The organism is Anaerostipes butyraticus (assembly GCF_016586355.1).
GTDB classification, from domain to species: Bacteria; Bacillota; Clostridia; order Lachnospirales; family Lachnospiraceae; genus Anaerostipes; species Anaerostipes butyraticus.
The window spans coordinates 1-16,231 of sequence record NZ_BLYI01000073.1 but is presented as its reverse complement, the minus strand read 5'-3'; the positions used below and the strand labels follow the sequence as shown (position 1 = coordinate 16,231).

The following is a 16,231-nucleotide window of genomic DNA, read 5'->3' as shown; positions in this document are numbered from 1 at the left end:
GTTATTACCTCATCCATTTCTTACACTTCTTTATTAAAGAAATAGTGCCTGTGGCAAGAACATTTAATCCTGTCCCCTTCGCAAAAGCTTTTGCACTCTCCTTTGCAACCGTCTTTGTCATCTTAAAGTTTCTAGAAGTTATTTTTATTTTAGTTCCGTATTTAATCGTAACCTTTTTATATGTGTAACTTCCTTTCCTAAACAATCCTCTATTCCAATATTTTCTTGCAATTCCATTTCCTCCTAAAAGCCCACATACACCACCAACAGCAGCATCAATGAACATATTTTTCATTATTGTTTTTAAATTACGTTTTCTATTTTTTATATATGATGCTAATGCCCCTTTTACTGCTCCAGCTACAACCTGTGCGTTTCTCTTTAACTTTGATGACATTAAAATACCATCCATTAATCCAGAGAAAGCTGATGACACAAACTCATTGACACTTATCTTAAATCCTCTAAGTGAGCCCTTCTTTGCCACATAATGTAAAAAACACTTCAATGCACTATCTACTCCTACTCCCAGTATAGCCCCTACAATGCCATTAACTACTTTTACTGCGACATGTCCACTCGGATCTGTATAATTTACCGGATTGTTTTTACAATATGCATACAAATGCCATGTATCTGGTTCTTTTGTCTCTCCCCGGTAGGTGTCTTCTGTCAGGAATCTTCCATCTTCCGGATTGTAGTATCTGGCATTCAGGTAATAGAGCCCTGTGGTGCTGTCATAGATACCACCTGTATAACATACCTCATTCCTGGCCTTGTTATCTCCTTCGATCGTTGTTTCCCCGAAGTCCGTATACCGATAAACTGCATCCGCTGTCCCGTCTTCTTTAATCAGGCTGGTGGTGCTTCCCTGGATGTCCTTATTATAGAGATAGTAAGAGGTCTTCTCACCATCGTAACGCTGCGTTCCAATGATGTTTCCTTCCAGGCCGATCAGGTTCTGGGATGTCTGTTCTCCTTCTCCATCGGTCGTATAAGATACCATACCGTCCTGATAGTAATAGTTTGTCGTCGCGTCTCCTTCGGTCTTCCGGATCCTCTGATCTTCTCCATTATACTTGTTCTGCTGGACCACTCCAGTTTTTCCGTCCTTTGTCATAACAGCGACTTCACTCAGACGGTTCCTTGCATCGTAAGCTTTCAGCGTCCTCTCGCCCGTTTTCGTATCCTTTACTTCCGTCTCGTTTCCGCTGCCATCATAAGAATACTGACGGACAGAATCGACTGCCTGTCCTTTTTCCACGGTTGCTGTCTTGATCTGATCCAGTCCATTATAAGCATATGTCGTCTTTTCATTTCCATCATCTTCTGACAGACGGTTGCCTGCATTATCATAGGTATAGGTGACGGTCTTTTTCTGATCCCCGTCCGCATGATCGGTCGTGACCGTTTTGATCAATCGTCCGAAAGCATCATAAGTATAATCTTTTGTCTCATTGACTGCTTTCTTAGCAGAATAACGGTTGATCTCCGTTTTCTTAACGATATTGGAGTTCTTATCATAAGCATAAGTATAGGACTCCATCTCTTTTCCGGTTTCGAGATCTTTTCCGGTCATCTTCGTAACGCGGTCAAACTGATCATAGGTATAGTCCTTCTGTACCGCTTTGCTGCCGCCTGATGCGATATCACGGATGTCTTTGATCTGTGTCACCTTTCCATAAGCGTCATACACATAAGTACGGATCGTCTCCTGAGCAGATCCTGTCTGTGCTTTAATCTCGCTGAGCCATCCATTGGCGTCATAGATATAAGAAAGCCCTGTCATTCCGTTTTTCTTCGCCGGATAAGACACCTTTTCCAGATTTCCATCTGCATTATATGTGTACGTAATCTGATTTGCCTTGATCTCATCCGCAGATGGCTGGCTGCTCTGGTCGAGCTGGGCATATCCTGTCATCCGTCCCCTGCTGTCATAAGTATATTCTGTGTAGCGATATGCTGTCTCTGTATTCCCGGATACTTCGTAGTCCGCCATCTCGATGACCTGATCATGGATATCATAACTGTATTTTGTCATCAAAGTCCGGCTTCCCGCACTCTCTGCCGGTCCCGGCGCTTCGTAAGATTCGGCTTTGATCAGACGATTTTTCTTATCATAACGGAACGTCTGATATGCTCCGTTCCCATAAGTCTCCTTCGTCTTATTTCCTTTCTCGTCATACTCATAGGACACAGCAATCTTCTCGTCTCCATCACCCAGATCCACTGTGCGTTCCGTGAGTCCGGCCGCATTGGTAACCTCCTGATTCACATGACCATTGGCATCGGTAAGGCTGGTCGTTGTCTTTCCGTCCTCTCCTATTTCATAAGAGATCTTATGTTTCAGGCTTCCCTGTTCAACCTCTGTCAGACGGTTCTGATCGTCATAGCCATAGGCTGTCTTGTTTCCGTTTCCATCTGTAACAGATGCTTCGTTTCCGTTGGCATCGTATTCCGTTTCTGTCACGATCGATGCTTCACTGGTACCGACTTCATTTCCATCCACCTTTGGATCCTGGATCGTATGGGTCTGCTGCCCCTGTTTGTCATAGAGGTTTAATGTGATCCTGCCGCTTCCTGACACAGAAGTTCCAAGAACAATGGCTGCGATCTCTTTCCCATCGTCCGTAAACACATGGTCGGTATACACCCCGCCGCTTAACGTACGGACCGCATTTCCTGATGCATCTTTCCATGTCTTTGACGTCGTCTTTCCATTGGTCTTTACCGTCTCAACCGAAAGATTTCCATAAGATTTCGTTCCGCTTAAGGTACGGATCTGTGCATCCTCATATCCATAAGCTGTCTCTGTTACTGTCTGGAGTCCATCTGCAGATTCTGCTGATCTTACGACACGGTTCAGAGAATCATATGTATAGGTCGTTGTCACACCGGCACTGCTGGTCTCTGACGTCACAGTTCCATTTGCATCATATGCCTTCGTCTCGGTCTGCGTTTTTCCTTCCAGTTCTTTTTCTGTCTTTACTGCACGTCCCATGAAATCATAGGTCGTCTTTGTAACTTCGCCGGTATTCTCATCGGTGCTCTCGATTTCACGTCCCATGGCATCGTATTTCGTGGTGGAAGCTTCTGTTACATCTCCCTGACTGGTCGTAGAAGATTCTTCTACTTCGTGATCTGCTTCCTCTGAGGAAATCTCTTCATGAGAGATCTCTTCTCCTTCCTCATACGTCCACTCATCGGTCATCTCCCAGTTGTCATCCTCGTCATAAGCGTAACGGCTCTCTGTCTCCGCCACGGAATCTTTTTCCGTCAGGGTATTCCCATTTTCATCATAGGTATACGCGATATCAGAAACAGCCTCTCCATCACTGTTCTTTGTCACTTCCTTTTGCGGAAGGTTTGCCTGATCTCCGCTGCCATAGGTCGTTGTTGTCGTCTGTCCGGTCTCATCCACTTCTTTTGTCACATTTTCATTGGCATCATAGGTTGTCGATGTGGTCACTTTGACATCTGTTTTGAAGTTTACACTCCGTGATGCTCCGCTTCCTGTCAGCGTCTGGTAAGAAACCGTTGTTTCTGTTCCTGTCTGCAGAAGAGGATTGGCTGTATTTTCATATTGATAGGTTGTCCGGATCCCCGCAGGATTTACCGCAGACAAGATCTTTCCTGTGGCCTTTTCATAGGTCATGGAATCTTTGGCGATCTGTGTACCGTCTCCCTTATGGGATGTGGCAGTGGTCGTTCCATCCCCATAGACAAGCTTCTGGTATTCTCCATTTGGCTTCGTAAATTTTACAGCCTTCTTGTCTTCATAAGCGATGGCATAACTGTTTCCTTTCGCATCTTTGATCTGAACAAGCCAGCCTTCCTGATCATAACTGTATGGATATGACACGGTCTGCCCCTGATCCGCGGACTGACGTCTGGCTTCTTTTAAGTTTCCATCTCCATCATAAGTATACGCCATTTTGGTGCCATCCGGCAGACTGATCTTCTGGAGCAGATCAGAAGCATCATATTCCATGGTCAGCGTCTGGTTCTTGTTGGTCGTAACCGCAGCAAGTCTTCCCTGATCATCATACTCATATAAGATATAATTGCCGTTGGCGTCTTCCTGCGCTGTCAGGGATCCATTGGCATCAAAGCGATAAACGTTCTGATCCTTATCCGTCAGCGTACAGGAGGAAAGGATGGTCTTCTGTACGGTTTCTTTCTCAATCTGTGTCTCCCCGCCGGATGAGACTGTAACATTATGGCTTGGCCGATAGTCCTCACTGGATTCTCCGGATCTTGCCAAAATACTCTCACTGCCTTCGTTCGGAGACTGTTCTTCAAATCCTCCATTCTTTACATTTTCAAGTTTTAATGTATAATCTTTGCTCTCTTTGGAGATATAACCGTCTCCATCTTTCTGGAAGGTAAGATACGTTCCGTCACTATCCTGGAACACAATATCATTTCCCACCTGATACAGGTTTTTATGGAATGTATCATACCATCCGTTCCCCAGCATACCTGTCTTATCTGTCTGGCTGTTATAAGTTCTCGTAAGAGACAATCCCATGGCTCCTACAGAAATATCAAAGTCATCTGCCGCATACGTCAGATTTCCGCTGGCTTTATCAATCGTTCCCGTGCCGTTCGGGGTGGAAACCTCCGCAGTATCGCGATAATCTTTGCTTCCCAGAGACTGCTGATATTCGCTCTTTCCATCCTGCCGGATCTTTCCTGCATCCGCCGTCTGACTGGCTCCCAGTACTTTACCGCTTTTTGCCAGCTTTACCGCACGGACTTTATAATAATATTCTTTTCCGCTTCCTGTCAGAGTGTCTGCACACCATGCGTTCTTGACCGCGCTCTGTACCAGTGTCGCGTCAGACGGCTGGAAATCCTCACTGGTTCCCCGATGCACCTCATAGTAGATGCTTCCCGGAAGGGCTTCTTCTTTCTTCCAGGAAATGACCGCTTTCCCATAGGATTTCCGAACGGAAGCATCCTGCGGCTGATACTCATCTGCCTGCGCCTGGTCTGTAAAATGATAAGTAAGAGTCTTTTCTGTCTGATTTCCCGCCCGGTCTGTTACAATCAGCTTAATTTCATAGGCCCCGCTGTCTGTAAAATAGGATGCCGGAAGTTCGACGGAACCACTGGCCTTATCTCCTGCCTTGACTTTCTCTCCGTTTCCAACCTGATACTCAATCTTTGACAGATAGGAATCCGATACATTCCATTTCAGCGTCGGCGTCATATTGGAAGACGGATCGTCTTCTGTCGTTCCTTTGCCATCCCCGGCATCAATGGAAGCACTTGTGATCTTCGGTGCTGCGCTGTCTACATACAGATAGACACTTTTCCTTGTTCCGTAAATCCCGCCATTGTCCAGTCCACGGATGCTGACTCGATAAATGCCATCCGTCAGTCTCAGACTCTTCGCATCCAGCGTATAATTTCCACCTGCCGTATTCTTTCCTGTGGACGTGTAGTCTTTCACGACTTTCGTCTCTTCTGTTTTATCACTGTTCAGGGCCGCTACACGGTACTGAACCTGTTTCAGTGACTTCGATGTAATTCCGCTCCATGCGATGGTGCTTTTTCCATCTTTTTTGATATACTGCGGCGAAGCTGTCACACTGCCCGGCGCTGTCGGTCCGTCATAGTAAGTTACGACCATCTTTGGCCGGTAAGACGCATTGGAATATCTGGAAGAATAAAACTTTCCAAAACTTTTGGTCTCATCCGCATTCTTTAACATGATCCCACAAGATGCGATCGCACCAGACGCAACCTCTCTGGCATGACTGGTCAGATTGATCGATCTTGCTTTGCGTGCGGTTCCTGTTGTCGTCGTTGTGCCATAATTGGTTGAATAACCCGGGCGATTGCTCCAGGTAAGACCCGGTCTGGTCCATCCTGCCGTCACCCTTCGTGCTTCGATCACCTGACCGCTCTGGCTGTTTTCCGTCTCATAAATGGTCAGCGACGCAGAATCTACATATTTCCCTTTGATCTTTTCCGTAAAATCTTTAAATCTCAGATAAGTACGGCACACTCCCTGCTTCGCTTTTCCAGCCATCATAACTGTGACACCGGAATCATAAAAGTTCATGTCTTTGTAGGTGCCGTTTATGACATATACATCCCAAAAGTCTGTGGATCCCTTCCATGTGACCGTCGGATCGATCGTTACCGGATATTTCCGCCCGGAGTCTTTAAAATAATCCCCGTCTAATACCAGAGTCAAAAGATAGGTGTCTTCTTCTCCCTCGATTGCTTCGATCTCATAGGAAATTTGTTCACTGTAAGCATTTCCAGAAGCATCATTCATGTTTGGAGCTTCCAGAGACGCCACAATATCTCCGGTCTCTTTGTCCAAGAATGTGATGCCGCCGTCTAAGACATTTTTCTTGGCTGTCATGCCTTTGGCATAAAATCGGAACTGAAGCTTATGATCATCCGGCGCTTCATGCAGTGTAATGCTCTCCTTGATCCCGGTATCCAGTGATTGATAGGAAAAGATGTAGTCTTTATCATCAGACTCATAGGAAACTTTAACTGGAAGTTCTTCCTTCTCATCTTCCGCATTCAGTACCTCTTCTTTTTCTATCTCTCCCCGGGTCAGTTCCTGGATATCAGCAAATGCATTCTCTCCTGCCACCGCTTTTTCCATTGCGGCAGCAGTCTTGTCTGAAGCCGTTTTTTCTGTCTTTTGTGCATCCTGACTTTTCACAGCAGCTTTTTTTACTGCGGATCTTGCCTGCGGTTTTGTTTCCTCTGTCGTCTTTTCCTGCTCCGAGTCTGCATCCTCTTCTGTCCCGCGCTGTTCGTCCTCTCCTGCGTTCTCGTCCGTCTGTCCTTCCTGCTGGCTCTTTCCGGAACTCTGATCACCGGATGTCTGATCTTTCTTCTTTTCTCCATAAATTGGAGCAAAAGAAATGACATAATTGCCATTTTCCATCAAAATCGGAGTGTCCTGTGTCAGGTCTTTCGGCAGATAATGCTTCTTATCTCCTTCTTTGTTGGTATATTGATATTCCTTTAAATCCTTCCCGCTCTCGCTTTTTCCTCCATCTACTTTGACAAGGGTTGGATCATAATCTTTGAGATTTCCATCCTCATCTTCGAACCGGACATCCTGTCCATAAAAAACGGTCTGCTTCTTTCCTCCGGCCAGCTGAAACGTCGTCGAACTTTTCGTACTCTCCGCATCTATGACCTCTTTTTGGTTTCCCTGCGTTTCCTGCGCTCCATAAATCTTTCGGACCGCCGTTCCGATCTCCGCCCACTGCACTGACGTGAACATCAGAACAAACGCCAGAAAACTGCATAATCCTCTCTTGATATGTTTTTTCATACATTCTCCTTTTTGTATTTTGCTAAAACTTTCAGTTACACACCCAGCTACTCTTCGTTCTTTGTTTCATATCCTCCTTTCTCTTACATGCCTTCACTTATATATCCGGAAAAAGAGGGTCAAAGTAACGGTGGACCTCAAAATTTTTTAACTTTGTTGAAAATACATAAAAAGTTTTTCATAATCTAGTTATTTTGTACAAAAATAACAGGAAGATAAAATGTTTCCATCTTATCTTCCTGTTAAGGCACCGAATCCCGGTGCTGATTCTTTCAATTTTTCAGGACATCATCAAACTGCCTGATATTATAAATAACACTTCCAATATCTCACATACCATTTTCTCCATCGTTTCAGATTCGGATATACAAAGTTTCCTGCTTTTTCATAAATATGATAAGCTTCTTCCTGTTCCTTCTCTGAAATATGTCCTTTTCCAAAGGATTCCCGGTATACCAGGTTCATGAGCCTTCTGGCTTCTTCCGGAGTGATACGTTCAATTTCTTTTGACAGACACTGGGCAAAGTCTTCTTCCATTCCGTTTTTGCCCCGCAGGTATCCGCCCATTCCAATGAGTTCCATCATACGGACAAACAGTTCATCTGCCGGAAGTTTCCGGATTTCTTCCAGTTTCCGTTTTCTCCGGAAATGTATCAGGAAGACTGCGGCTCCCACAGCCAGCAGGATCATCAGAACCCAGAGGACTCTCCGGATGATTCCAAGCCAGTCAATTCCTGCATGTTCACTTTCCTGTGCCGTATCGGTCTCTTCCTGCACATCTTCCTGCGCCGTATTTTCGGCCTGGGTGCTGCTTTCTTCTGTGGATGCCTGTGACGTCTGAGATTCATCTCCCGCAGACGGTGTCGCGTCCACTACCTTCCATCCCTGGCCGTCCACATAGACTTCCGTCCACGCATGGGCGTCCCCATCTTCCAGGACGGCTCTCCAGGTGCCGTCAGCCTGCTGCTCAAAATCGTCCGGCTGTGCCATATATCCCGTGACATATCTGGACGGAACCCCATAGAGACGAAACATCAGCGCCGCGGTTGTGGCAAAGTGCTGACAGTATCCTCTGTGGCTTTCGAATAAAAAGTATTCCGGTATTTCTTCTCCCAGCGGGATCACGCCGGGATTCAGCGTGTAAGACGCCATGCTGTGCAGGGTGTTTACAATGTATGATGTGATATGATCGATTCCCTGCTGCGGGTTTTCAACACACAGACTGGTAAGTCTCGGCAGGCTTTCCCGGTCCACATCCAGATACTGCTCTCTTACAAACTGACCGTAAAGGCTTTCCCGGTTCTCATACCACTGAAGTTCTTCCTGAGGCGTATTTTCAAAAATACTCTCAAACTGTTCCTGGGTATAAGCCGAGAATACATATCCTTCTTCTGTCATATTCAGATAGCGGGAAAGATACGGAGTATAATATCCCGACAATCCGTTCGAAAGACGGCGTATTTCAATCCGAAACGGCATCAGATCTCCGTCACCCATATACTGCAGAAGAGAAAACTGGCGGTTTTCGAAGGCATACCGGCCGATGTACTCCCAGCGGTCCCTGCTGCCTCCCCGTATGGATCTGTCATAAAATTCGGAATCATCCGCCTCCTCCCATCGGCTGTTTTCATAGGTTCCACCAATATAATTTCTCAGATAAATGGGATCCTGCGGCTTCTCATCCACAATGATTTCCAGCAGCTGCTGTCCCGAAGGATAATTGTTCCCACGACTGACCCTTCCCTTATCCGGCTCTGTGTGAAAGATTTCCATGGTTGTCTGACGGATTCTCTGTTCAATGGCCACAGGGATTTCAAACAGCTGTTCCATATGCCGGCTGGTCAGGAGCACTGAGATTCCCAGGAATACGAAAAATACCGCCGCCAGGAAATACATGCCTCTTCCAGCCACATTCATATGGCTTTTCTTATAAAACGCCGGATAGGTCTGTTTTCGTCCGGACATCATGTTTCCGGAAAGACTGGTTCCGATATGATACAGGGCAAACAGGCAGATTCCGATAAAATCCGGATTTCTGCCGATCAGCGGCCCCAGAAGGATAACCGGAATGCTGTAGAAATACAGCACCCATCCTGCCCCGACCTTAAAAATCAGCACCTGAAGAAGGATGGCGCAGCCGACTGCAAAAAGCATCATGCCGGCGGTCAGATCTCCCCCGGATCCGGACCCGGACAGAGAAAGACTGTCCGACAGAACTGCCCATTGATCCGGCAGTTCTCTCCAATACAGCAGAAGAATCAGAACCGGAATCCCTGCCAGCAGAATTGTATTTACCGTATGTTTCTTTTTCAGACGCAGAAATAAAAGCGCCGCATAAAGTACCGCCGTCAGGTAAACCGGCCATTTTTCATAGCTTATATATAAATTCAGCGGAAATGTATACAGAATCCCGAAAAGACTGCTCACATAACATATAAAAATGGCAGCACTCCAGATTCCTTCTCTGGACGGTTTCCGAGTCTGAAAATTTCCGATATAAAGCTGCATTCCACTGTTTTTTTGTTTTTTATGAAAGTGAATCAGAACTCCACCGCCTTTCCAAATCTTTTGCAAAATCTGCCAGAACTTCTCCACGGCCTGTCAGCTGAAACTTCGTATTCAGACAAAGGCTCATCGTCTCCTGTATCTGGCTTTCGTACAACTGTATGGCATCGTCTCCGCCTGTCTCTGCATAGAAACGGGCGTTTCGGATCAGTTCCTCCACCGCCCTGCGGATGTCGGCTTCTTCACTTACCTGCATCACTACCATGGCTTTTCCGGCAGCATCATACCACCAAACCCGCAGGTGTATCTTATCTCTGACAAAAATGCGGATAATAGAATCCGCTAGTTCAAAAAATGCGTCCATCTCTCTGAGCCGGGCGTTTCCTTCATACCGCAGATCCAGAAACAGAGACGCCTGACGTATGACATCCTCCCGGTATGTCTTAATGAACAATTCATCGTTCCGGGCGCTCAGCTTCCAGTGAATATCTCTCATGGCATCTCCCTTTTGATATTCTCTGACATCGTCCACATCCGGCGGGCGTTTCTCCCAGAGATCACTTGGCCTGTCGCCGGCATCTTCTATATTCCGAAATTCTTCCAGTCCCTGCAGCTCGATTTCTTTTCCCTCCGGCAGAAGCACCTGTGTGTCCTGAAGATTTACCGCCTTCTTTTTGCGAAACAGGCGGAAATAATCATAGACACGCAGTTCCCGGATGCTGCACTGGAGGATTCCACAGTATTGGGATACGATCTGAAACTGCATTTCGGTTACATCCCGGGCAGAAACATATCCTTTCAGATTCAGTTTTGTCTCCTGATTCTTCTCCGGATTTTTCAGATTTCTATAGGTCAGAGAAAGGATAAATAAGGTCACTGGCAGCCGTCCCTTGTTTCTTACGATGATTTTTCCGCTGACCGGCTCATTTTTCTTCGAACCGTTCTCTCCCTCTTCCAGCCTGATCTGCAGATCCAGATTTTTCAGAAAATACCCCGGAAGGAAACAGCTTCCTGCGAATAAAAGGATTTCTGTGAAAAAAAGAAACATCAGTACATCCAGCCGGTATACTCCGGCCAGATAAAAGGTAAGCAGAGAAAACGCCAGATAAACTATTTTACGCATGTTTTTTCTTCCTTCCAAAATCAGGCGTCCGGATTGTGGACAAAATTCCTCTTAAGACATCTTCTTTTGCTACGCCGTCCGCTCTGGCCTTTCCATTCAGGATAATGCGGTGCTTCGCCACATAAGAGAATTGTTCTTTTACATCCTGAGGTATGACAAAATCACTGCCCCGGAGCCACGCGGAAGCCTTTGCCATGCGCACCAGCGCCAGGGTTCCCCTTGGGCTGGCTCCCATTTCCAGGTACAGACTTTCCCTTGTGGCAGTCATCAGCTTGACGATATATTCATACAAGTCGTCATCCATATATACTTCTTTCACCTGCCGGCGCATTTCTTCGAATGTCTCAATGTCTGCCTGCGGCTCTAATTTCTTTGCTCTGGTTCCCGCGTCTTCTCCTTTCGCCATGGCGATTTCGTTTTCAAAATCCGGATATCCCAGAGAAAGCGATATCATGAAGCGGTCCACCTGGGCCGCCGGAAGCATCTGGGTTCCTGCCGTACCGAAAGGATTCTGGGTCGCAATGACAAAAAACGGCGATGGCACTTCCCTTGTTTCCCCGTCCACCGTCACCTGCCGTTCTTCCATGACTTCCAGAAGAGCAGACTGTGTTTTCGGTGACGTTCTGTTTATCTCATCTGCCAGAAGCAGGTTGCAGAATACCGCTCCAGGCTGATATTCAAATGTTTGTGTGTCTCTTCGATACATGGAAAATCCGGTCAGATCTGACGGCAGAACATCCGGTGTAAACTGGACTCTGTTCCATTGGAACCCCAGAAGTCTTGAAAATGCCACTGCAAGGCTTGTCTTTCCCACTCCGGGAATATCTTCCAGGAGGACGTGGCCTCCCGCCAGCATTGCCGCCAGCACTTCTCTTGTCTCTCCGGACTTGCCGAGAATCACCTGATCGACCGTTTTCAGCAGATTCCATGCGGTTTCTCTTAGTTCCATAAAGGCCTCCTTCCTTCTCTCTTTCTATTTCCATCATAAACTTTAAAGTTAACTTCAAGTCAACATAAGAAAGTTTAGGATTTCCTTAAAAATTTGTGAACGCCGTATATCCGCCCTTCTATTTCTCTACTTTTGCAGATTTTATGATTTCTCAGTTTTTCTCCTTAGACGTCTCCTGTCGTCCCTCTGCTGGTTTCCTCCTCTTTTGATTTTTTAAACCTCCGGAGGTTTCTTCTTCATGGCAGTATCCTCCTGTATGTGTTTTGGACTCCACAGGAGGCTTCTTCTTCCTACTTGCCTCCTCTTATACAGGCTTTTTGACCCGCAGGAGGTTCTTTTTCCCTGCTTGCCTCCTCCTATGCAGGCTTTTTGACCCGCAGGAGGTTCTTTCTCCCTGCTTACCTCCTCCCATGCAGGCTTTTTGACCCACCGGAGGTTCTTTCTCCCAAATCACCACCTCCTGCGCAGACTTTCCAATTTTCCGGAGGCTTCTTCCTGAAAAAAACAGTTCTATTTTTGACAAAAATTAAAAAAGGAAGCCTGACACTCCAGACTTCCTTGTCTTTTTTATTCTTCTTTTTCTTTATCGGACTGCGCTGTGATTCTGCTTAATATCAGCACCGGAGCTCCAATTTCCATATTTCCTGTATTCTCCATGGTAATGCTGTCGTATTCCTCGCTGTTTCCTACAACCACAGGCGTCGTCAGAAGGCAGCCGGCATCGGCAACCATATCCATATCAAATTCCAGCAGAAGATCCCCCTGTTTTACCTTCATTCCAGGCTCCACTTCCACATAGAATGGCTCTCCCTTGAGCTTTACCGTTCCAAGTCCCACATGGATCAGCAGTTCCGCTCCTTTTTCCGATGTCATGCCCACTGCATGCTTCGTGCCGAATACAGCAGTGATTCTTCCATTGACCGGTGCATAGATTTTTCCTTCCGAAGGCCTTAAAGCAAAGCCTTCTCCCAGCATTCCCTCAGAAAAGACTTCATCTTCCGTGTCTCCCAGAGCGATGACTTCTCCTCTGGCCGGCATACAGATGATTTCTTCTTCTATCTGCTCCTCTCTGCTGTCATCCGACACAATCCTGAATTTTCGTTCTGATACATGACTGGATAAAAACTCTTCCAGATTGGTCTTGATCACTGTTACATTCGGACCGTAAATAATCTGTACCACATTTCCATTCTTTACGATTCCCCTGGATCCAGTCTGCCTTAAAATCCTGTCATTGACCTTGCGGATATCTGCCAGAGAGCAGCGCAGTCTGGTAGCACAGCAGTCAAGATAATATATATTATCTTTTCCGCCCAGACCCATGGCAATCAGCGCAGTATGTTCCATGCCTTTGATATCGGCATCCTCCATCTCGAAGGATCCGCTGTCTTCATAAAAAATAATTTCTTCTTCATCTTCCCGCCCTGGTGTTTTTAAATCAAATTTCAGTATCAGTATCTTAAAAATAAAATAATACAAAGCAAAATAAATAATCCCCACCGGTATCACCCGAATCCAGTCAGTCTTCGCATTCCCCTGAAGGACGCCAAAAAGGATAAAGTCCAGCAGTCCTCCTGAAAACGTAAGCCCCACTGCAATATTTAATATATGGACGATCATATAAGCCGCGCCTGCCAGCACAACCTGCACCACAAACAGCATAGGAGCCACGAAAAGGAAAGAAAATTCGATCGGTTCTGTAATTCCTGTCATCATAGAAGCCAGCGCTGCGGAAAGCATCAGGCCGCCTACCACCTTCTTTCTCTCGGGTCTGGCACACTGATACATGGCAAGTGCCGCTCCCGGAAGTCCGAAAATCATGAAAATAAATTCACCGGAAAAATATCTGCACGCATCCGCACTGAAATGAACCGTATTTGGATCTGCCAGCTGGGCGAAAAAGATATTCTGTCCTCCTTCTATGACTCTGCCTGCCACTTCCATGGAACCGCCTACGCCTGTCTGCCAGAACGGCAGATAAAAAACATGATGAAGACCAAAAGGAATCAGCGCCCGCTTGACGATCCCAAAAATAAAGGTCCCGAAATATCCGGTTTCTGTCACGAGATGCCCAAGAGCATAGATTCCCTGCTGAGCAAACGGCCAGACATAAAACAATAAAATACCTGCAAATACATAAACCGCAGTACTAATGATCGGAATAAAACGACTTCCGCTGAAAAAGGAGAAAGCCGCCGGAAATTCTATCATACAAAACCGATTATGAAGCGCCGCTACTCCAAGTCCGACAATAATGCCACCAAATACTCCGGTCTGCAGAGTCTCAATTCCAACAACTGTTGTAATCGTCCCATTCAGCACTCCCGGCGCAATCGTTCCATCTTCCAGAATCTGTCCGCTCATGCCAAGCATTGCATTAATGGAAGCATTCATTACAAAATAGGCAATTGCGGCCGATAAGGCCGCAACCTCCTTTTCCTTTTTTGCCATGCCGATGGCAACCCCAATGGCAAAGATCAAGGGAAGATTATTGAATACTGCATTCCCTGCCTTCATTAAAACAGTTAGAAACTCATTCAGCACTGTGCCGGAACCGAGAACCTTCTCTAATCCATACGTTTTGATCATTGCAGAATTCGTAAAAGAACTTCCCAGTCCCAAAAGCAGTCCTGCAGCCGGCAGAATTGCAATCGGAAGCATAAAAGACCGTCCGATCCTCTGCAATACTCCAAAAATCTTCTCTCTCATCTTTTTTCCTTTACAGTGTTGTGATCATAAGTTCCAGGCTGCCGCAGAATTTTGTCTCTTTCTGATCGGAACAAATAATAAAATGGTCTCCTTTTTTGATGGCATCCCCATCCATTGTTCCTTCTCCGTTTAAAACACTGACCATCTGGAACGGTGCATCATTTTTAATAACATTTTCATCTTCCAGCTGATATTTGTCTACTTTAAAAAACTCACTTTCTACATATCTGGTTTTCTCACCGTTTTCCAGTTTCGTTTTAACAAATTCCTGCTTTCTGTCATTGTCAGACGGCACCTTTGTAACTTCAATCGACTGTTTTACATGAAGCTGTCTTTCCTTGCCGTCAGCACCTTTTCTGTGATAGTCATAAACTCTGTATGTAATATCAGATGACTGTTGTGCTTCATAAATCAAAGACCCGCTGCAGATCGCGTGCAGGGTTCCGGATGGAATATAGAAAAAATCTCCTTCTTTGATCTGAAAAGAGTTCAGCAGATTATCATAGTCATCTTCTTCAATTGCTTTTACGAATTCTTCTTTGGTTCTGGCATGATGTCCCATAACCATCTTTGTCCCTTCTTCTGCCTGAAGGACATACCAGCACTCTGTTTTCCCCAGAGAATTTTCATTTGCTCTTGCATACGCATCATCCGGATGAACCTGTACAGACAGATCATTCTTGGCATCGATGATCTTAACCAGCAAAGGGAACTGGTCTCCCTCAATATTTCCAAATAACTCTCTGTGGTTTTCAAACACCCAGGATAACGTTTTGCCCGCAAATTCTCCATCAGCCACTTCGCAGTCGCCGTTCTTATGAGCAGAAAGTGCCCAGCACTCTCCCGTATGATCACTTGGAATGTCGTATCCATAAACGTCTTTTAGTTTATGACCTCCCCAAATCATTTCTTTGAAAACCGGTTTCATTTTTAAAACATGACCCATCCTTTTCTCCTCCTATAATTATTTCTTTTTGAATTTTGACCGGAATGCTCTCTTTAAAACATCAAAAAAAGTAAGAGAACGCACCATATGATCTGACGGCACATATTTGTTGATTGCACGCAGAACTTTCTTCGGTTCTTTTGAGGCAAAAGAATATGTACCATTTTTCTTTGTCTGAATTGCATATCTTGGAATTTTTTTCCCTTTGAACATAACAGAGGCGACCACATAATCGACCTCCTCCCATGGAATCTGTATAAAGTCATTGACGTTACGGTCATTGTAATATTCAAAAGCCTTGTCTCCGACCATGATCTTTCCATAGCTGTTGAGACCCTGATAAGAAGTCGCTTTGATTACAAGATCGACTTTTGTGTTCATTGATTGAGCCATTTTACTTCTCCATTTCTTTCTGTAAAATTTTATCTTTTTTATTATACCTTATTAGGGAAAGACCGTCCAGCCCGCGGTACTATGAATGAAAAAGATTTTTCTTTATTTCTCCGGCAAAAAAGACCCGGAAAATCCGGGCCTTTTCTGAAAATCATATGTAGATTTTTTTCTTATAATAATCCCACTACATGTCCTGCGATACCTACGATGAACAGGGCGATGATGATAACGATCGGGGATACGTTCTTCTTTAACAGCCACATGCACAGCAGCGTCAGCAGCAATGGC

8 protein-coding genes are annotated in these 16,231 nt (G+C 45.6%); all 8 read right to left on the bottom strand.

Features of this window, described 5'->3' with window-relative positions; translation table 11 throughout:
• Positions 1 to 4: 4 nt before the first annotated feature.
• The 8 genes from JMF81_RS15655 to JMF81_RS16835 all read right to left on the bottom strand — a co-directional run bounded on the left by JMF81_RS15655 (position 5) and on the right by JMF81_RS16835 (position 16,227).
• Positions 5 to 7,318, bottom strand: coding sequence for a DNRLRE domain-containing protein (locus JMF81_RS15655; RefSeq protein ID WP_201312359.1), 7,314 nt, complete (start codon positions 7,316 to 7,318; stop codon positions 5 to 7).
• A gap of 306 nt (positions 7,319 to 7,624) precedes the next feature.
• Complete coding sequence (locus JMF81_RS15650) at positions 7,625 to 9,892, bottom strand: transglutaminase-like domain-containing protein (protein WP_201312358.1); 2,268 nt, start codon at positions 9,890 to 9,892, stop codon at positions 7,625 to 7,627.
• Positions 9,846 to 10,946, bottom strand: a complete 1,101-nt coding sequence (locus JMF81_RS15645) for a DUF58 domain-containing protein (protein ID WP_201312357.1) — start codon at positions 10,944 to 10,946, stop codon at positions 9,846 to 9,848. The genes JMF81_RS15650 and JMF81_RS15645 overlap by 47 nt, the downstream gene beginning before the upstream one ends.
• A complete protein-coding gene (locus JMF81_RS15640) occupies positions 10,939 to 11,895 on the bottom strand; it encodes an AAA family ATPase (RefSeq protein WP_201312356.1) in 957 nt (318 codons plus the stop codon). The genes JMF81_RS15645 and JMF81_RS15640 overlap by 8 nt, the downstream gene beginning before the upstream one ends.
• A 567-nt stretch (positions 11,896 to 12,462) precedes the next feature.
• Positions 12,463 to 14,604 carry a PTS transporter subunit IIABC gene (locus tag JMF81_RS15635; RefSeq protein WP_201312355.1) on the bottom strand — a complete coding sequence of 714 codons (2,142 nt, stop codon included), beginning with the start codon at positions 14,602 to 14,604 and terminating at the stop codon, positions 12,463 to 12,465.
• 10 nt (positions 14,605 to 14,614) lie between these two features.
• Positions 14,615 to 15,550 carry a type I phosphomannose isomerase catalytic subunit gene (locus JMF81_RS15630; protein WP_201312354.1) on the bottom strand — a complete coding sequence of 312 codons (936 nt, stop codon included), beginning with the start codon at positions 15,548 to 15,550 and terminating at the stop codon, positions 14,615 to 14,617.
• An 18-nt stretch (positions 15,551 to 15,568) separates the two neighbouring features.
• Positions 15,569 to 15,943, bottom strand: coding sequence for a DUF956 family protein (locus JMF81_RS15625; protein WP_201312353.1), 375 nt, complete (start codon positions 15,941 to 15,943; stop codon positions 15,569 to 15,571).
• Positions 15,944 to 16,113: 170 nt separating this feature from the next.
• On the bottom strand, positions 16,114 to 16,227 hold the full coding sequence (locus JMF81_RS16835; RefSeq protein ID WP_334297476.1) for a PTS system mannose/fructose/sorbose family transporter subunit IID: 114 nt from the start codon (positions 16,225 to 16,227) through the stop codon (positions 16,114 to 16,116).
• Positions 16,228 to 16,231: the final 4 nt, after the last annotated feature.

Coding starts and splice junctions, on each gene's coding strand:
- JMF81_RS15625 (WP_201312353.1), bottom strand. CDS start 15,943: ATGGCTCAATCAATGAACACAAAAGTCGATCTTGTAATCAAAGCGACT.
- JMF81_RS15655 (WP_201312359.1), bottom strand. CDS start 7,318: ATGAAAAAACATATCAAGAGAGGATTATGCAGTTTTCTGGCGTTTGTT.
- JMF81_RS15635 (WP_201312355.1), bottom strand. CDS start 14,604: ATGAGAGAGAAGATTTTTGGAGTATTGCAGAGGATCGGACGGTCTTTT.
- JMF81_RS15630 (WP_201312354.1), bottom strand. CDS start 15,550: ATGGGTCATGTTTTAAAAATGAAACCGGTTTTCAAAGAAATGATTTGG.
- JMF81_RS15645 (WP_201312357.1), bottom strand. CDS start 10,946: ATGCGTAAAATAGTTTATCTGGCGTTTTCTCTGCTTACCTTTTATCTG.
- JMF81_RS15640 (WP_201312356.1), bottom strand. CDS start 11,895: ATGGAACTAAGAGAAACCGCATGGAATCTGCTGAAAACGGTCGATCAG.